Below are 17,985 nucleotides of genomic sequence, written 5' to 3' on the forward strand. Positions count from 1 at the left end.
ACACCAATTTATCGCTTTTGAGCCAGCAACAGGATGTGATGAGGCCCTATCTCTTCCACGGCATGGATCTTGAATCCGCCGTGTTCGACAAGCTCACGGGCTAGACTCGTATCAAACACATGATGGTGTAAACATCGGTTCTCCACATTGCGCAGGGAACGCGCCTTGAAGGCCTCCATGTCACCCGCATCGGGATCGCGCTCCAGGTCGTGTAGCGCCAGGATTTCCGGTAAATGCGTCAGATCGTCCTCTCCCATTCCGGCGTTGAAGTCATCTATCAGGTGCGACAGTGTTGTCACCGGGCGGCGGTGGTCAAAGGTATGGTGCCTGTCGGGCAACAAAAGCACCAGGGTTCCACCATCGGCCAACAAGCGCTTCCACTCCAGCAGGGCGAGTATGGGGTTGGCGGTGTGCTCCAGCATGTGAGAGGACAGCACAAAGTCGTAGGTTTCCGATGGGAGCTCATTCAAAGTCGTGGTTTCTGCAAGGTACTGTTGGCCGGCGGGCTTTGCCGGATCAAACACAAAGGTTTTCCCTTGTTGGAGAGTTCCTTCCCACACCGTACTTGCGCTGAAATTGCAGTTGTCGAGAGTTCCAACCATGGGGTAAACGGGAAAGACGCCTCTTCGTGAGAAGGCCTGGCTGGGTCCGCCAATCTCGATTCCGGATTTGCCTATAAACCTGTCCTGGTAAATCGGCAGCAGCGAGGATGGTTTCGCCAACAAGCTGCGCGCACGAACTATCGCCGCGCGCGCAAGGCTCCTGATTCCCCGCGATTGCAGTATATGAATGGCTCTTCGAATCATGGCGTTACGACCGGGGGAGTTCAGGGCTGGAGGAGGGAATTGGTTGGCAGCCAAAACATGCGTGGAATGAGGTCAGGATATCCCGGAGCGAGGGCGCAGCACGGATTCCCTCGTACAAGGACCCATGCGCCCGCGCAAGCCGTCCGCGATGCCACCCGCGAATGCACGGACTTTGGCAAAGCCCTGCTTCTCCAGAAGAGCCATGCCTCCCAGCCCCAGCAGCAGGCGCGCCAGCCGCCGCAGGCACCAATCGGGCTCTCGCCGCCAATAGGTCATCACCGTGACCACCGTATTGCGGGCAATGTAGTACTTGCGCACCGGCGGATGATTCGGAAGTGCGCCCAACAGGGGAAGCCGCACACCGCCGGATTCGCCGACGCTGTGCGTCATGACGGGCTTGCGACTGATGATTACTTGATGGCCATGTGCCCGGGCCCGCAGGCAGAACTCGTGATCCACCTGGTCGATGAAATAGTCTTCCCGGAATCCTCCTATCGCCAATGCAAGACGCACGTCGACAAGGCTGCCTGACGTGATGACTGTTTTTTGCACCAGGAAGGTCGCAGCCTCTCCGATTGGGACCTTGGGATGCTTGCTCCTTGGATCCAGATAGTTCCCCCCGATTACGGCGGGCGCGAGTGAGCAGGCTTGGGACACGCCAAGAAGCGTGCTCACCATATCCGGAAAGCACTGGGTGTCCTGGTCCAGTGTCAGTGCCCATTTGCATCCGGCACTCAAGGCATAGTGAAGGCCCTGGTTGAGTGCCGCTGAAATACCCAGATTGGCGCGGTTTGAAACCAGATGGATGTTTGCTGCGTCCCCCGGTAAATCAAGTTGGCGCACGACACCTTCAGCCGGCGTGTTGTCGACAACGACCACACGCGCTACCTGGGGCAGCAGGCCGCGAAGCCGTGTTTTGAATTCCTCGTCGGGGTAATAGGCGACGACGACCGCGCACACCAGGCCCTGGGACGCGTCGCAGGCGTCTTCCCGCAGAGGAACTCCTTCTGTCCCGGCCCGTGACACTGCGTTCTCCGCCGTGTGTGATTTCATGGCTGGTCCAATAGCCATTTCCAGCTTCCCTGGATTCCTTCTTCAAGGGGAATGCGCGGCGTCCAGGACAGGCGGCTTTGCAGCAACGAAATGTCCAGCACGATGTTGCGCACATCCACGGTACGAGCCGGGCGGTACGCTCTCTTCACCTCGCGCCCGCCGACGTTCTCTGCGATACGCAACACCTCGTTGACGCTGTGCCCTTTGCCGCTGCCAAGGTTGTAAGTTCCGCTATCTTCCCGCAGGGATACCAGGCGCGCGCACGCTTCAGCGACGTCGTCGACGTGAATGAAGTCGCGCACACTCTCACCGTCGCCCCAGATTTCCATCTGCGTGCCCAGCCGGGCATGCTCAAGCACGGTGCGCACCAAGCCAAAGCCGCTTTTCACCGTCTGCCCGGGACCGTAGGCATTCGAAGGGCGAAGAATGGTGACTGCATGGCCGCGGGCCCGCAATGCGCCGCAAAAAACTTCTTGTGAGGCCTTGCTTGCCCCGTGGTTGGAAAGCGGCGCTATCGGGCTATCCTCCGTCACGGGCAGGTTTTGGGGGTTGCCGTACACCGTCCCTCCCGACGAAAAAAAGATCAGGTGTGTCTGCGGCTGGCTTTTCAGCAAGTCCAGCAGGCGCAAGGTCAAGGTGAGATTGCCCAGTTCCCGGCCGGGGCTGGCGGCGGATGCGCCCGGCGTGGTGGAGCAGGCGAGGTGCACCACCGTGCCGCATTGAGGCAGCAGCTGCTCAAGCTGCGCTTCCTGCTGACGGCCGAGGATATGCACAGGCCTCTCCTCACGCCGCAGGCGTCCGGCAAGGGCGCTGCCGATAAAGCCCGCGCCGCCCAGCAGCAATACGCCGTCGCGCCTCACGCGCTGCGCTCCAGAAGATTTTGGTAGGCTGCCACATAACGGCCGGCGCAGCCGTCCCAGGTACCTATCGTTTCCTTGACCCAATCACGGGCCGCTTGTCCTGTTGCCCGGTTATGCATAGGGTCTTCGAGCCAGTCCAGGCCCTGGGACAGCTCGTCACGGCTGGCCGCAAGCCACCCCGTGACGCGGTGTTGCACCATGTCGCGGTGGGCCGGCAAGTCGGACGCAAGAACCGGCAAGCCCGCAGCCATCGCTTCCAGCATCACCTGCGGCCGTCCCTCGTCGTGACGGCTAAGGGTGATCAATCCGCAGGCCTGGGGAAACCAGTTTTCAAGCAAATCGGCCGGATGCGTCGGGCCGTGGTAACGCACCCAGGAAGGAAGTTCGAGCATCTCCTGCATGGGGCCAAACAAGTGCAATTGCCGTTCACCGTCGAAAAGACCCTCGCCCCAGGCAAACAGGTCCCCGATCTTGTCGCGGGTCAGGCGGGTCACCGCCAGCCATTGCCGCGCATTGCCTGCAGCGGGCCGGTGCACCACCTCAAACCAGGGGTCGTCCACGCCAAAGGCGATGGGGCGAATTTCAGCCAGATCGCCGAAGGCCTGCTCCAGCGCCGGCCGCATCCACTCGGCATTGGGGGCCAGGATCGCGCGGCGTTGCCGCAGCACGGAGCGCAGCAAAACTTTCATGCCGGGCAGGCGCAGCAGGCCAAAGTCGCTGCCAAGCACCGTGATCAACGCCGGCGTTGTGGTGCCCCACAAAGGCAAGGCATTCTGGAGCCAGTTGACATGGACGACGTCGGCCGGCTGGCGGCGGTAGGTGCGGCCCAAGCGCGCCAGCAAGGTCAGGATGGTTCCGGCGGCGAGCGCCTTCCGGGTGCGCAGCAGGTGCGCGATGCCGCCTTGTTTCGACAAGCGTGCAAGCCAAAGTGCATCTGCCGGCGTCGTAGCGGTGGCCACATGGGCTGGCAACTGTCCCGGCGGCGCCCACAGCGAAAGCCGAACGTCGCCGCGCCGTGCCAGCGCGCCGGCCTGGTTGGCGATGAAACGGCCGCGCCAGTCCTTAGGGCTTTCCGGGTAGGAGGTGCTGCTCATCAGAATGTTCAAACCATGACTTTCTAGATCGATGGGAGCCAGCCAGTATTCAACGGTACGGACAGCAGGTGCCGGGGCATCCCGCGGCCATGCTAATCACTTTCGCGGTCGCTGGTATCAATGTTCTTGTAATGCAATGCGGATATCTGCTCGGAAACGATACCTATCAGGAACGTGAAAACCGCCGAGATGAACAGCAGCGCACTCATGTTGGTGAACCGGCCCGCCGTTATATAGGTGTAAAGATAATAAGCAAGCCCCGTCAGGAAAAAGCCCGCACTGATCGGGAGAAAAAGCTTTTGAGGCGAAAAAAGCGTGCCGATCTTGATGATGATCAACAGGAAACGCAGGCCGTCGCGCAGCGGATGGATATGGCTGGTGCCGCTGGCTCTGCGCGGCGAATGGATAGGCACATACGCCACGCCGTAGCCGGCGCGGAAAAAACTCATCGTGATCGTTGTCGGGTACGAGAAGCCATTGGGCAGCAGATAGAGGAACTGGCGAAACCGGGCCGCGCGAACCACCCTGAATCCCGAGGTAAGGTCGGCAATCGGCTGCATGACCATCCAGCTGGCGAAGCGGCTGAAAACGTCGTTGGCCGCCGCACGGTGCAAGCCGGCCTGGGAGCCGGCCTGCCGTGCGCCCACCACCATGTCGTAACCCTTGTTGAATTCCTCGAGCAAACTGGGAATGTCTTCGGGCTTGTGCTGGCCGTCGGCATCCATGAAAACAATCACCTCCCCAAGCGCCGCCCGGGCGCCGGTCTTGATGGCCGCGCCATTGCCCTTGGCGTAATGGTGCCGCAGGTGTTTGACCCGATGCTCGGCGCACACGGCGGGCGTGTCATCGGTGGAGCCGTCATCAACCACCAGCACCTCAGCGCCAGGGACCACGGCCAGGATGCGAGGCAGGATATCCCGCAAACCCGTCGCTTCGTTTCTGGCGGGAAGGACGATGGAGAGTGGGACGGTATGGGGCATTGGCAGGCGGCCGGTTGGTGTCAACGTGCCGTCATGTTAAGCGCAGCGAGCAGCTCATCGAGCGTCTTTCGCTCCTCGGCTGGAAAATAACCCGTCCGCAAGCTCTCCAGCAATTGCCGGGCCTGTGCCATCTCCCCGGAGAGCATGAGCAGCTGCGCCCATTTGAGGCGATTGCTCGGGTTGGACGGGTTCAGCGCCAGTGATTGCGACAAGGCGCGCCGCGCCGCTGCAAGGTCGCGCTCACGCAGCCACAGATAATCGGCATGCCAGGAATGCAGCATGGCCTGGATCCCTGGTGATACCCCGGGATTGGCAAGCGCGGCGGCGAACACCGCGTCTGTTTCGACCCGGGTGAGGCATATCGATCCGGCAATCGACATTTCCTTCAGGTTGTACAGCACGCCGGTATCGCCAGGCGCAAAAGGGGTCTGCCTCAGGCGGCGCGCCAGTTCGTCGACGTCGGCCTGCTTTGCCGGCATGCCCGCCTGGCAGCTCAGGTGGATCAAGCCGAGCCAGCTCATCTTGAGGTTCGGGTCGAGCTTGCCGGCCGTTTCGTAATGCGTACGGGCCAAAGCATAAGTGGGTGAATCTCGCAAGGCGGCCTCCGGCAGCCCCGCCAATGAGACCCCGGCTTCGTGCTGGGCGCGGGCCGATGAAGGATGGTTGCGGGCCTCGACCTGGGTGCGCCGCACTTCCTCGCCGAACTGGTGTGAACGCAAGGCTGTGACAAGCAAGGAATAACCCAGTGCCGCCGCCGCGAGCATGACGCCGATCCTCCTGTGCGTCCCCTGCCGCTCCAGCGCGAGCGTCAAAGCCCATCCTGCCACCATCAAGATACCCAGGACAGGCAGGTAATTGCGGTGCTCGTGCACAAGCTCCAGGGGCAATACGGTGGATTCCAGGGCGTGCCCGATCAGAAACCACAAGATGCCCAACGCGACAAGCGGCGCGCGCCTTCGCGTCCACCACGCGAGCAATGCCAGACCAGCCAGCCCCAGCAACGCGGGCAGCGTCGTCCACGGAGTAAGCAGACCGGTGGAAACCACAAAGTCGTCGTGGTACAGGCCGAAGGCCTTGAGGTTCGGGGCCACAATCAGGTCAAGGTAAAACCAGAGTACCCGACTCTCCGTCAGCAGGCGCTCCGTCAGCGAGAACGGACGCAACTGATAACCGGCCCACAACCATTGCGCGCGAGCAGACAGCGCATAGGCCAGTCCTGCCGCCAGGAGCAGGGCCGTCAAGGCCATCAATCCACGTGCAAAACGATCGAGGTGCCCGACTGAGTTCCGGCGCACCAACAGCTCCCAGGCGAGTACAAACACGGGAAACAGCAGGCCGCTTTCCTTGCTGAGACAGGAAAGCGGCCAGAAAACAGTCCATGCCAGCAAGAGCCACGCGGCGGCCACCCGGCCCGCGCTTTCCCGGCCGCGGATATGCAGCAACAGCGCGGCGAGCAGAAAGAAGGCCGACAGGCTGGTCATGCGCTGCACGGCGTGGAGAACCGGAAGCAACTGGATAGGGTGCAGCAGCCACAGCGCGGTCACAGCGCCGGATGCGATCAACAGGTTGCGCTGTTGGGCCAGCGGCCTGGCCGTGCCCAGCAAGCGTCGTGACAAGGCTAACACCAGCAAACCGCAGGCAAAGTGAATGGCGAGATTGGTCGCCTTGAAAGCAAAGGGGTTGAAGCCGCTGAAATAGTGGTTGAGCGCAAAGCTCAACTGGGCTACTGGCCTGCCCGAGGGGCCGGCACCACCGCTGGCCAGGGCCTGGCGGAGGGACTCTGAAGACAGGGTTTCAAGACGCACACCGTCTGCGAGGGTAATGCTGGGACCGTCGTCAAAAAAGAAGTTGCCGTGCAAACCCGGCCAATAGATGGCAGCCAGCAATGCGGCAGCGAGAACAGCCGCGGCCGCAGCGAAGTATCGGGTTCGAATCATGCGCAAAAAAGAAAAAAGCCCCTTGGCAAGGCCAAGGGGCTTTGTATCCAATCAACCGATCAGAAGTCTTTGCACGAGCTTGGCAGGTACTTCTTGGGGATGGCGGTGGCGGAGTTATCGGTACCGCAGGTCCAGGCAACAGTGCCCGTGCCGGTGTTACCTTGGCCGCGCAGGATCATGGTCTTGCTGGCCGCAGCGGACAAACCGGTGTCCGTGGAGGACGTCACGATGATGTCGCCTTGGGTGGAGTTGGTGCCCGAATAGACCACCGTCGCGACGTAGCGCGAAGTCTGGGATTGCACGCCCATCGATGCCTGGTTCAGCGCCATCGTGGATTTTTGCGAGAAAGTCTCAGACACAGCCGTACGGCCAGAAGATGCGGCCAGCACAACTTCAGAGACCTTGGCGCGGACCATGTAGTCCTGGTAAGCCGGCAGGGCCACAGCAGCCAAAATACCAATGATCGCAACCACGATCATCAATTCAATCAGGGTAAAACCCTGCTGGAGAGAACGCTTCATAAAAAGCTCCTTAAAAAAAACAAACAAAAGCGGATAGCCGACGACTTAGAGCAGTTTCTGTGCCAAACCGGGCCTAACCCCTGAAATCGCGGCTTTGACAAGGGGAACGAACCAAAAGCCGGCTTGCTTGTAGCGCTTCTTGTCAGTTCCAACCACCGAAGGTGGCATTTTTGTCAGCCCACTTCCCCCAAACCGACTTGAAAGCGAGCCTCTGGGGCACTTACCCAGCTCACCCAATATGCCGGATAAGCCACTTGGTCAGTTCATCCGTATAGTCGGGCGCAACACCGGCATCCTTGAGCTTCCATTTGAAGGCATTACCCAGCTGGGCCTTCTTGTAGGTATTTAGTTTGTGCTGCCTTTTGAAATGGTAGATCTGGTCCGCCATTTTCCCGAGCAGCTTGGTGGACTTCTGCGCGAAGGCCTTGTCCCCAATCTGGTTGGCCGGGGGCATGCCTTCCAGGAAATACCGTGCGAGGGATTCGCCAAACGTCTTCGCTTCACGAGCGTCAAACCAACTCAATATCATGTGGCCTCCAGGTGCTTTTCGCGATTGTGGCATTATAAAAATAGGGTCATGGCAATACACCGTGTTCGCGGCGGTTTGCCTTTCGTCCGAATCGCAATTCAAGGGCAATGACTTCAGGCGTCCAATGCCTTCGAGCCGACGGGCGGCCATCCGCATTCAACAAAACAACTGCATAGACGTCTTTTCAGCGCACCCATTAAACCATTCGGCCGAGGCCGCAAAAATCGAAGAGGCAAGGGATGGGGATATTTGATCGAGTAGTAAAGGCCGGGCGTCCTGCCGCCGGGGTTGCCGGGGAAGAGCCTTTGAGCCCCACTGGGCCATCCGCCGGGCAGCTGCTGGAGCAAGGCATGGCGCTCGAAGAGCAAGGACAACTCGAAGAGGCACTGCGCTGCTACGACAGGGCTGTGAGCCTGGAGCCCGAGCTGGCGCGGGCGCACTTCAACCGGGGCACCATCTTGCTGGACCGCGGCGATGCGCAGCAGGCCCTGGAAGCCTTCATGAAAGCCGTGCGCTACAAACCAGACTCGGCCGGCGCCCACTTCAATCTGGGGGCCACTCACGCGCGGCTGGACCAGCATGAGGCAGCCGCGTCGTCCTACCGCGAGGCGCTGGCGCTCAAGCCGGATTTCGCCGAGGCGGAGCTGGCCCTGGGCGCGGCGCTTGAAGAGCTCGGGCAGGACGAAGCGGCCGCGGAGAGCTATCGCCACGCGTTGGAGCTCCAACCTTCCTATGCGGACGCCGATGACAAACTGGTCAATCTCCTGAGGCGGCTTGAACGTTTCGAAGAACTCGCGGACACCTACCGCCGGATGCTGGAAACCAACCCCCACAATGCCGATTGGCTCAATAACCTGGGAGCCGTCCAGAGAAAACTCGGGCGGTTCAAAGATTCGGCCGCCAGTTTTCGCCGGGCAGTGGCGGCCGACCCGGATGATGCGCTGGCGCACAACAACCTCGGCGCCACATTGCGCACGCTCGGGCAGCTTACGGAGGCTGTGGACTGCTATCGGCAGGCGCTGAAGATTCGGCCGAACTTCATCGAGGCCCATCACAACCTGGGCAACCTCCTGGCCGAGCTGGGGCAGGCCGATTCCGCCGTGGCAAGCTACCGCGAAGCGCTGGAGATCAACCCTGACTTCGCCGAATCGCTCACCGCCATGGGCGCGGTTCTTCAGACACGGGGACAATTTGACGAGGCGGTTGAATGCCACCGGCGGGCTTTGGCCATCAAGCCTGATTACGCGCAGGCTCATAGCAATCTCGGAAATGCCCTGCAAGATCTTGGGCAGCTTGAAAGCTCCCTGAAAAGCACGCGCCGCGCGCTGGAGCTCCAGCCGGACTTCACCGAAGCCCACAACAGCCTGCTCTTCGTACACAACTATCTGGCCGACCAGCCTGTTGTGAATTTGCTGATCGAGGCGCGGCGTTTTGGCGATGTGCTTGCGCGCCGTGCCCGGCCCGCGCTGGCTTGGGCCAACACACCCGACCCACATCGCCGCCTGCGCGTGGGCCTGGTTTCCGGGGATTTTTGTATCCACCCTGTGGGCTACTTTCTGGATGCTGTTATGGCGGCTTTGGCGTCCAGCGCCACCTCGCTGGAGCTGTTCGGCTATCCCACACGCAGCTGCGATGACGAGCTCAGCCAGCGGCTCAAGGCCTGCTGCCGCGCCTGGCATTCGCTGGTCGGACTTTCGGACGAGCATGCGGCTGAACTGATACGCGAAGACGGTATTGACATCCTGATCGATCTCTCGGGACATACCGCGTTCAACCGCCTGCCGGTATTTGCCTGGAAACCCGCACCTGTGCAGCTCTCCTGGCTAGGCTATTTCGCGACCACCGGCGTGCCGGCCATGGACTACCTCCTCGCCGACCCCTGGACCTTGACGGCCAGCGAGGAAGCCAGCTTCACGGAGAAAATCTGGCGCCTGCCGGAAACACGGCTGTGCTTTACGCCCCCAAGTGCGGATATCGGCGTCTCGCCGCCTCCGGCCTTGTCCAATGGCTACGTCACATTCGGCTGCTTCAACAACCTGACCAAGATGAATGATGCCGTCGTGAAACTGTGGGCCCAGATACTGAATACCGTGCCGGCGAGCCGCCTGTTTCTCAAGGCCCGCCAGCTGCAGCAGGCGTCCGCACAACGCGAGGTCATGGCCCGTTTCGCCGCCCACGGCATTGAGCCTGGCCGGTTGATCCTGGAGGACTATGTTCCTCGGGAGAACTATCTGGCCGCCTACCAGCGGGTGGATATCGCCCTGGACCCCTTTCCTTATCCGGGCGGGACCACAACGGTTGAAGCCCTGTGGATGGGCGTGCCCGTTTTGACGCTGGCCGGTGAACGCTTTTTATCGCGCCAGGGCGTCGGCCTGATGATGAACGCGGGACTGCCCGAATGGGTCGCCTCGGACCCCCGCGACTATCTCTCCCGTGCCGTCGCGCACGCCGGGGACTTGCAGAAGCTGGCCACGTTGCGCGCAGGCTTGCGGTCGCAAGCGCTGGCCTCACCGATCTTTGATGCGCCGCGCTTTGCCGGACATTTTGAAACGGCGTTGCGCGGCATGTGGCAAGCATGGTGCGCGGAAAATACCGCGCCCGCGGCCACACAGGCGGGAAGCAGGCAATGAGTGCGCTTGAGCCGGTGGCCAAGGCTGGGGAGCCCACCGCGGGCGCCGCCAGCGGGGCGCCCTTGAACCCCGGACGATCGGCCGAGCAATTGCTGGAGCAAGGCATGGCATTGGAGCAGCAAGGGCAGCCCGAAGAGGCCCTGCTGCGCTACGACTCCGCCATAGCCCTGATGCCGGAACTCGCACGGGCGCACTTCAACCGTGGCACCATTTTGCTGGACCGCGGCGATGCGCAGCAGGCCCTGGAAGCCTTCACCAAAGCCGTGCAATACAAGCCGGACTCGGCCGGCGCCCATTTCAACCTTGGAGCCGCTTATTCACGGCTGGATCAGCATGAGGCGGCCATGTCCGCCTACCGCCAGGCGCTCTCGCTCAAGCCGGATTTCGCCGAGGCGGAGATGGCACTGGGTGCAGCGCTGGAGGAGCAGGGGCGCGACGAAGAGGCCGTGAGGAGTTATCGCCGTGCCCTGGAAATTCAACCCGGCTACGCCGAAGCCCAGGACAAGCTGGCTTACAGCCTGGTGCGGCTTGATCAATTCGACGAAGCCGCAGCCTGCTTCCGCCGGATCCTTGTTCGAGACCCCCACAATGTGGAAGCCCTCAACAGCCTGGGACTCCTCCTGAACATCAAGGGCCAATTTCACGAGGCGGTCAGCCAATACCGGCTTGCGGTGAAATTGAAGCCGGACTTTCTGGCCGCGCATGGCAACCTCGGCAATGTACTGATGGACTTGCACCAGTTCAGCGACGCGGCAGCAAGCTATCACAGGGTGCTGGAGCTCAACCCCGATAGCGCGGATGCGTACAACAACCTCGGAAGCGCATTCAAAGACCTTGGTGATCTGGACAAGGCCCTGGCGAGTTATCGCAAGGCCATGACGCTCAAGCCGGATCTTTTGGTGGCCCACAGCAATCTGTTGATGGTCCAGAACTACCTGTCCGAACAGCCGCCGCAGGAGTTGGTGGAGGAAGCACGCCGGTTTGGTGAAACGGCCGCCCGCCTGGCCCCGCCGGTGGAGCCTTTGGACAACAGCCCGATGCCCGACAGATGCCTGCGGATCGGCATTGTCTCGGCGGACTTGAGCGCCCATCCCGTCGGTTATTTCATCGAGAGCATTCTTGCCGCCCTGGTGGCCGAAGCAGCCGGACGCCTGGAACTCTTCGCCTACGCCAATTCATCACAATCGGACGAAGTGACGGCGAGGATCAAATCCCATCTTCAGGGCTGGCATCCGGCGCACGACCAGTCCGATGAATCCCTGGCGCAGCGCATACGCGATGACCGCATAGACATCCTGATTGACCTGTCCGGTCATACGGGAGGGAACCGTTTGCCCGTCTTTGAACGGAGGCCGGCCCCTGTTCAAATCAGCTGGCTGGGTTACTTCGCCACCACGGGCGTCCCGTCCATCGACTACCTTGTTGCCGATCCATGGACGCTGCCCTCCCAACTGGAGCAGCATTTCACCGAAAAGATCCTGCGCTTGCCGGAGACCCGCCTTTGCTTCACGCCTCCAACGCTTGACCTGAACACGGGTCCACTGCCCGCGCTGGCCAACGGCTACGTGACCTTCGCCTGCTTCAATGCTCTGCCGAAAATGGGCGACGCCGTCGTGGCCCTGTGGGCCAGGATATTGCAGGCAGTGCCCGGGAGCCGCCTGCACCTCATGGCCTCTCAACTCAGCGAAGCCTCAACCCGGCAAACCACCCTGGAGCGGTTCATGGCGCATGGGATTGATGCGACGCGGCTGCTGATCCAAGGGCCCATGCCGCGGATCAAGTACCTGCAAACCTATCAGCGCGTGGACATCGCCCTTGACCCATTCCCCTACACGGGCGGCACCACCACGGCCGAAGCGCTATGGATGGGGGTGCCGGTGCTGACATTGGCGGGCAACACCTTTTTGTCGCGCCAGGGCGTTGGACTGCTGATGAATGCGGGCTTGTCCGAGTGGATTGCCTCCGATGCGGATGACTATGTGAAGCGGGCGGTTGCGCACGCCGGCGATTTGCAGAAACTGTCCGCACTGCGCTCGAGTTTGCGGCCCCAGGTGATGGCCTCGCCGCTTTTCGACGCGCCGCGCTTTGCCCGGCACTTTGAAGCCGCCCTGCGTGGTGTATGGCACAGGTGGTGTGCCCAGGCGAGGTCACCCTCGCCTCGGCCGCATATTGAAGAGGCGAGAGATGGGAAGATTTGACCAAGCCATGGGCGCCGGGCAAGAAGCTCCGGGCAATGGACTATCGGCCGCGCAGCTGCTGGAGCAAGGCATGGCGCTTGAGCAGCAGGGACAACTCGAAGAAGCGCTGCGGTGCTACGACACGGCCATCAGCCTGATGCCCGAACTCGCGCGGGCGCACTTCAATCGGGGCACCATTTTGCTGGACCGCGGCGATGCGCAGCAGGCCCTGGAGGCTTTCACCCAGGCCGTGCGCTACAAGCCGGAATCCGCCGGCGCCCACTTCAACCTGGGGGCCGCCCACACGCGGCTGGAGCAGCATGAGGCAGCAGTCTCCGCCTACCGCCAGGCGCTTGCACTCAAGCCGGATTTTCCCGAGGCGGAGATGGCCCTGGGAACGGCGCTTGAAGAACTCGGGCAGGACCAGGCGGCAGTGGCAAGCTATCGCCGCGCACTGGAAATGAAGCACGACCACGTCGAAAGCCATGAAAAGCTGGTCAAGCTTTTGGGGCGGCTCGGGCGCTCCAATGAGCTCGCGGCTGTCTATCGCCGTGTGCTGGAGCTGGATCCTGACAACGTAGAGATACTCTACAACTTGGGCCTGATCCTGCGCCACCTGGGCCGCATGCAAGACGCCGCCATGAATTTCCGGCGCGCGGTGGAGCTCAGGCCCGGCTTCATTGATGCCCTTTGCAATCTCGGAGACGTCTCCATCGGGCTACGCCTCTTCGACGACGCGGTGGCAAGTTACCGCAAGGTGCTGGAGCTCGAACCAGAGAATGCGGGGGTGCACCACAACCTGGCGGCCGCGCTGAAGGACATTGGCCGGCTGGACGAGGCGCTGGAGAGCTACCACCGCGCATTGGCCATCAAGCCCGATTTCCCGATCGCACAAAGCAACGTTTTACTGATTCAGCACCTGCTGTCCAGGCTCTCTGTCGAACAGCAACTGGAAGAAGCCAGGCGCTTCGGTACGATGGTTGCCCGGCTGGCCCCGGCCCCTGCCGCCCCGGGAAATCTTGCGGATCCTTTCAGATGCCTGCGAATCGGATTTGTCTCGGGCGACCTGCACTCGCACCCCGTGGGCCACTTTATTGAAAGCGTGCTGGCTGCGTTGTCGGCAGGGGCGGCCGGCCGATTGGAACTCTTTGCCTATTCCAACTCATTGACAGCGGACGAGGTCACAGCCCGTATCAAGCGCCATTTCCAGAGCTGGCAATCCGTGGTTGGCCTGGCCGACGAAGTGATGGCCCAACGCATCCGCGACGACGGGATAGACATCCTGATCGACCTGTCCGGCCATACGGGCAAGAATCGCCTGCCGGTCTTTGCCTGGAAACCCGCCCCCGTGCAGATCAGCTGGCTGGGCTACTTCGCCACCACGGGCGTCGAGGCCATCGATTACCTGATTGCCGATCCCTGGACCTTGCCCTCCGAGCTGGAGAGTCATTTCACCGAAGAGATCCTGCGCCTGCCGGAAACCCGGCTTTGTTTCACCCCGCCTGCGCACGACGTGGAGATCGCTCCCCTGCCTGCTTTGCGTAACGGCTATGTGACCTTTGCCTGCTTCAATACCCTGTCAAAGGTGAACGATTCGGTTGTCGCCCTATGGGCCCGGGTACTGCACGCCGTACCGGGCAGTCGCCTGCAACTCGTGGCGCCACCGGACCAGCAAGTCCATTGGCAGCGTGTTGTGACGGAGCGTTTTGCCGCCCACGGCATCATCGTCGAGCAGCTGCAATTACTGAGCGCGGGACCTCGCGCGGCCTACCTGGCGACCTACCAGCAGGTCGATATCGCCCTCGACCCATTCCCCTATACCGGTGGAACGACCACGGCCGAAGCCCTGTGGATGGGTGTGCCGGTGCTGACGCTGGCCGGCAAGAGTTTTCTGGCTCGCCAGGGTGTTGGGTTGCTGATGAACGCCGGATTACCCGAGTGGGTGGCCGAGGATGCCGATGATTACGTGAGGAGGGCGGTCTCGCACGCCGGCGATTTGCAGCGCCTGGCATCGCTGCGCGCCGGCATGAGGGAGCAAGTGCTGGCTTCACCGCTTTTCGACGCGCCGCAGTTTGCCCGGCATTTTGAAGAGGCCTTGCGCAACGTGTGGCGCAAGTGGTGCGAGGCGCAAACCGCCTCGAAGGCGCGCGCCGGGAACTGAATCAGCGGCGTCGCGGCTTCCCCGCAAGACCTTACTTGATGCAGACGGAACGGACCATCTTCAGGTCGGTCAGGCCCATCAGCACTTTCTCCATGCCGTCCATCTTCAGCGTGTGCATGCCGCTGCTGACCGCGCTGGCGAACAGCTCCGCGACGCGGGCGCGCTCCTGAATCAGTTTTTTCGCGGCGTCGTCGGCGATCATGAGTTCGTGCAGGCCGACGCGGCCCTTGTAGCCGGTCTTGCCGCATTTATCGCAGCCCACGGCGCGATACACGGTGAGTTTGCCGTCCTTGCCGTAGCGCTCCATCCAGTCTTCAAACAGCTTTTGCGACTCGCCGCCCTCGTCGGCTTTCCAGGCGTCGGTGTGCCGCAGCTCTTCGGAGTATTCCTTGATGAAATCCTTGATTTCCTGCGAGCTCAAGACATGAGCCTCCTTGCAGTCGCACAGTTTTTTGGCCAGGCGCTGCGCCAGGATGCCCAGCAGCGCATCGGCGAAGTTAAACGGATCCATGCCCATGTCCAGCAGGCGCGTGATGGATTCGGGCGCCGAATTGGTGTGCAGGGTCGAGAACACCATGTGGCCCGTGAGCGAGGCTTCGACGCCCATGGCCACGGTTTCCTTGTCGCGCGACTCGCCGACCATGATGATGTCCGGATCAGCCCGCAGAAAGGCGCGCATGACCAGCGCGAAGTCGATGCCTGCCTTGCGGTTGATCTGCACCTGGCGCAGGCCCTTTTGGGTGATTTCAACCGGGTCCTCCGCCGTCCAGATCTTGGTGTCCGGCGTGTTGAGGAATTTCAGGATGGAATGCAGCGTGGTGGTCTTGCCCGAGCCCGTGGGGCCGCAGACATAAAAGAGGCCGTAAGGCTTGGAAACGGTTTTCTCCAGCCGCTCCTTATTGTGCGCCGTCAGCCCGAGTTTTTCCAGCGGAATCGGCTCACCCGCGGCCAGGATACGCATGACCACGTCTTCCACGCCGCCGGCCGAGGGAATCGTGGCCACGCGCAACTCGATGTCCAGCGGGCCGTACTTCTTGAACTTGATCTTGCCGTCCTGCGGCTTGCGCTTTTCCGAAATATCCAGGTCGCACATGATCTTGAGCCGGGTGACCATGGCCTGGCGGAACTGCGCCGGCACCTCGATATAGGGCTGCAGCGTGCCGTCCACGCGAAAGCGTATGCCGGTCTTGGCCTTGCCGGGCATGGGCTCGATGTGGATGTCCGACACCTTCTGGTTGTAGGCGTCGATGATGACCTTGTTGACGAACTTGACCAGCTCGTTGTCGGCCGCCGCGGACTCCAGCGAGGAATCGTCGGCGGCTTCGCCCTCCAGGGGCGAGTCCATGTCCGCCAGCAGCTGGTCGATGGAACTGCTGTCCGCGCCGGCGCCGAACAGCTGGTTCAGCGTCTCATCAAACTCGGTCTGGGTGGTGACGCGGTAGGCGAACCTGGTGATGCGCGGAAACACCTGCGGCACGACGCGCGCCCCGCGCACGGCCTCCGGGTCCATGCACATGATCACCAGGCCTTCGGTGGTTTCCTCCAGCGGTATCCAGCCTTGCTGTTCGATGAAGTCGCGCTTGAGCGGGCCGTGCAGCATTTCGGAGCGTATGCGGCCGGTGTTGAAGGGCTCGTAGCCCACACCGAAAAACTTCGCCAGGGACTGGCCGATCTGGGCGGGACGCAGACGGTAGTTGGCCATCAGCATGTGCTCGACCGACTTGCCCTCCTCGCGCGCCTGCTGGATGCATTGCTGCAACTCGTCCTGCGACAGCACGCCTTCGGTGACCAGCCCGTCGTACTTGGTCGCCTTGCGGCGCAGGCCGTCCTCCGCCCTCTGCATGCGCTGGCGTATCGCGATGCCCAGCGTTTTGCAGAGCTGGCGCGCACCGTCCTCCTCGAGCTTGCCGAAAGGTTGGTCGCTGCGGTTGTTGATGACCTGAAGCACGCCATACAGCGTGTCGCCGTCCATGACCGGCGCCACCAGCATCTGCTTGGTCCTGTAGCCCGAGCGCTTGTCGACCTCCTGGAGGAAGCTCAGGGCCGGGTGGATTTTCTTGAGGGCCTCTTCATCGTAGACATCGGCGATGTTGACCATCTGCCGGGACATGGCCACATAGCCGGCGATGCTTTGCGCGCTGACCGGAAGCTTCAGGTCGCGGCTGGTGTTGAGTCCGGTCTTGACCTTGGAGACGATGGAGCTGCGGTCTTCATTGACCGCGTACAAGGTCAGCCGATCGGCATTGAAGAGCTTGCAGATGTCCTGGCTCGCCTCCAGCATGATCTGGTCGATGTTTTCGGTCTCATGGATGCGGTTGGTGACCAGCTGCAGCTGCCGGAAGTACAAGGCCTCGAAGGTAACGCCGCGCTCCTGCGGCGGCAGCATCTGCGAGTCGAAAAACTCGTCCTGGGGATCGCGTTGCAGTACGGCGCTCATAGTTCAAACTCCTGGCCGGCCCGCAACCACCGGATGTCGTGCGTCACATTGGGGCCAAACGGTCGTGTCTGGTCAAACCGCTGTATCTCGGCCATGATGAGGTCGGTCTCGGCGGGCTTGGTGTGGGTGATGTAAATCGGGTAGTTTTTGCCGCGCTCTATGCAGTCGAGCTCATTGGCCAGCGCATGGGGCGACAGGTGCAGGCTGCGCTTGGCAAGGTCGCGCTCGCGGTTGCTGAAGGCGGTTTCGATGACCAGCATGGCCACGTTCATCTGGTTGATGCGGGCCCACAGCGCCGGGTTCTGCTCGGTGTCGCCGGTGAATACCCAGCAACCCTTGCCGGTGGCCACGGCGTACCCCACGGCCGGCACGGTGTGCACGGCGGGCAGCACTTCCACGTGCTTTCCCGCCAGCAGCAGGGTCTGCCCCACATCCAGGGGGTGAAAGCTGACGAACGGCGCCTGCGGCGTGGGGATCCTGGAAAAATCCGGCCAGATGGTGTTGTTGAAGATATGCGCCTTCAGCGCGTTGATCGTGCCCTGCAGGGCGTGTATCTGTATCGGCGTGGTGCGCCGCGCCGCGATGGCGTCGACCATCAGCGGCAGCGCGGCGACGTGGTCCAGGTGCGAGTGCGTCAGCAACACGTGATCTATACCGGCCATCTCGTCGAGCGTGAGATCGCCCACGCCCGTGCCCGCATCGACCAGCAAATCATGGTCCAGCAGAAAAGACGTGGTCCGGCAGTCCTTGGCGATGGCTCCCGAGCAGCCTAGTACACGTACTTTCATGTGGTTTTCCGG

The 17,985-nt window shown here is 61.9% G+C and carries 13 protein-coding genes; 3 read left to right on the forward strand and 10 right to left on the reverse strand.

Features of this window, described 5'->3' with window-relative positions; all coding sequences use genetic code 11:
* Positions 1–8: 8 nt before the first annotated feature.
* The 8 genes from PMI15_RS14355 to PMI15_RS14390 form a co-directional block, all read right to left on the reverse strand.
* Positions 9–806, reverse strand: a complete 798-nt coding sequence (locus PMI15_RS14355; protein WP_007870194.1) for a methyltransferase domain-containing protein — start codon at positions 804–806, stop codon at positions 9–11.
* 72 nt (positions 807–878) lie between these two features.
* Positions 879–1,859 (reverse strand): glycosyltransferase, encoded by a 981-nt coding sequence (locus tag PMI15_RS14360; protein WP_007870196.1) that lies wholly within the window; start codon positions 1,857–1,859, stop codon positions 879–881.
* Positions 1,856–2,719 (reverse strand): NAD-dependent epimerase/dehydratase family protein, encoded by an 864-nt coding sequence (locus tag PMI15_RS14365; RefSeq protein WP_007870199.1) that lies wholly within the window; start codon positions 2,717–2,719, stop codon positions 1,856–1,858. Before PMI15_RS14365 ends, PMI15_RS14360 begins: the two co-directional genes overlap by 4 nt.
* Positions 2,716–3,813, reverse strand: coding sequence for a glycosyltransferase family 4 protein (locus tag PMI15_RS14370; protein WP_007870201.1), 1,098 nt, complete (start codon positions 3,811–3,813; stop codon positions 2,716–2,718). The genes PMI15_RS14365 and PMI15_RS14370 overlap by 4 nt, the downstream gene beginning before the upstream one ends.
* A gap of 92 nt (positions 3,814–3,905) precedes the next feature.
* Positions 3,906–4,793, reverse strand: a complete 888-nt coding sequence (locus PMI15_RS14375) for a glycosyltransferase family 2 protein (RefSeq protein ID WP_007870204.1) — start codon at positions 4,791–4,793, stop codon at positions 3,906–3,908.
* Between the two features lie 20 nt (positions 4,794–4,813).
* Complete coding sequence (locus PMI15_RS14380) at positions 4,814–6,781, reverse strand: tetratricopeptide repeat protein (protein ID WP_202948890.1); 1,968 nt, start codon at positions 6,779–6,781, stop codon at positions 4,814–4,816.
* An 8-nt stretch (positions 6,782–6,789) separates the two neighbouring features.
* Positions 6,790–7,251 carry a pilin gene (locus PMI15_RS25450; protein WP_007870211.1) on the reverse strand — a complete coding sequence of 154 codons (462 nt, stop codon included), beginning with the start codon at positions 7,249–7,251 and terminating at the stop codon, positions 6,790–6,792.
* Between the two features lie 229 nt (positions 7,252–7,480).
* Positions 7,481–7,780 (reverse strand): hypothetical protein, encoded by a 300-nt coding sequence (locus tag PMI15_RS14390; RefSeq protein ID WP_007870212.1) that lies wholly within the window; start codon positions 7,778–7,780, stop codon positions 7,481–7,483.
* A 239-nt stretch (positions 7,781–8,019) separates the two neighbouring features.
* Between PMI15_RS14390 and PMI15_RS14395 the strand changes: the two genes are divergently transcribed.
* From PMI15_RS14395 to PMI15_RS14405, 3 genes are read left to right on the forward strand one after another with little or no spacing between them, the layout of a single operon-like run.
* A complete protein-coding gene (locus PMI15_RS14395) occupies positions 8,020–10,410 on the forward strand; it encodes a tetratricopeptide repeat protein (RefSeq protein ID WP_369751956.1) in 2,391 nt (796 codons plus the stop codon).
* Positions 10,407–12,608 (forward strand): tetratricopeptide repeat protein, encoded by a 2,202-nt coding sequence (locus tag PMI15_RS14400; RefSeq protein WP_007870222.1) that lies wholly within the window; start codon positions 10,407–10,409, stop codon positions 12,606–12,608. Before PMI15_RS14395 ends, PMI15_RS14400 begins: the two co-directional genes overlap by 4 nt.
* Entirely contained in the window at positions 12,595–14,748 is a 2,154-nt protein-coding gene (locus PMI15_RS14405) for a tetratricopeptide repeat protein (protein ID WP_007870224.1), read from the forward strand. The genes PMI15_RS14400 and PMI15_RS14405 overlap by 14 nt, the downstream gene beginning before the upstream one ends.
* Positions 14,749–14,779: 31 nt before the next feature.
* Here the strand turns inward: PMI15_RS14405 and PMI15_RS14410 are convergent, their stop codons facing one another.
* Together PMI15_RS14410 and PMI15_RS14415 are read right to left on the reverse strand one after the other, a co-directional pair.
* Positions 14,780–17,185, reverse strand: a complete 2,406-nt coding sequence (locus PMI15_RS14410) for a GspE/PulE family protein (protein WP_007870226.1) — start codon at positions 17,183–17,185, stop codon at positions 14,780–14,782.
* Positions 17,182–17,973: a 3',5'-cyclic-nucleotide phosphodiesterase gene (locus PMI15_RS14415; RefSeq protein ID WP_007870228.1), complete on the reverse strand. Its 792-nt coding sequence runs from the start codon at positions 17,971–17,973 to the stop codon at positions 17,182–17,184. Before PMI15_RS14415 ends, PMI15_RS14410 begins: the two co-directional genes overlap by 4 nt.
* Between the last annotated feature and the right edge of the window lie 12 nt (positions 17,974–17,985).

The sequence above is a fragment of the Polaromonas sp. CF318 genome (assembly GCF_000282655.1).
GTDB lineage: Bacteria > Pseudomonadota > Gammaproteobacteria > Burkholderiales > Burkholderiaceae_C > Polaromonas.

Bases quoted from the DNA above. Each gene is read 5' to 3' on its own strand.
- PMI15_RS14355 (WP_007870194.1), bottom strand. From the start codon at position 806: ATGATTCGAAGAGCCATTCATATACTGCAATCGCGGGGAATCAGGAGC.
- PMI15_RS14360 (WP_007870196.1), bottom strand. From the start codon at position 1,859: ATGAAATCACACACGGCGGAGAACGCAGTGTCACGGGCCGGGACAGAA.
- PMI15_RS14370 (WP_007870201.1), bottom strand. From the start codon at position 3,813: ATGAGCAGCACCTCCTACCCGGAAAGCCCTAAGGACTGGCGCGGCCGT.
- PMI15_RS14375 (WP_007870204.1), bottom strand. From the start codon at position 4,793: ATGCCCCATACCGTCCCACTCTCCATCGTCCTTCCCGCCAGAAACGAA.
- PMI15_RS25450 (WP_007870211.1), bottom strand. From the start codon at position 7,251: ATGAAGCGTTCTCTCCAGCAGGGTTTTACCCTGATTGAATTGATGATC.
- PMI15_RS14390 (WP_007870212.1), bottom strand. From the start codon at position 7,780: ATGATATTGAGTTGGTTTGACGCTCGTGAAGCGAAGACGTTTGGCGAA.
- PMI15_RS14395 (WP_369751956.1), top strand. From the start codon at position 8,020: ATGGGGATATTTGATCGAGTAGTAAAGGCCGGGCGTCCTGCCGCCGGG.
- PMI15_RS14400 (WP_007870222.1), top strand. From the start codon at position 10,407: ATGAGTGCGCTTGAGCCGGTGGCCAAGGCTGGGGAGCCCACCGCGGGC.
- PMI15_RS14405 (WP_007870224.1), top strand. From the start codon at position 12,595: ATGGGAAGATTTGACCAAGCCATGGGCGCCGGGCAAGAAGCTCCGGGC.
- PMI15_RS14410 (WP_007870226.1), bottom strand. From the start codon at position 17,185: ATGAGCGCCGTACTGCAACGCGATCCCCAGGACGAGTTTTTCGACTCG.
- PMI15_RS14415 (WP_007870228.1), bottom strand. From the start codon at position 17,973: ATGAAAGTACGTGTACTAGGCTGCTCGGGAGCCATCGCCAAGGACTGC.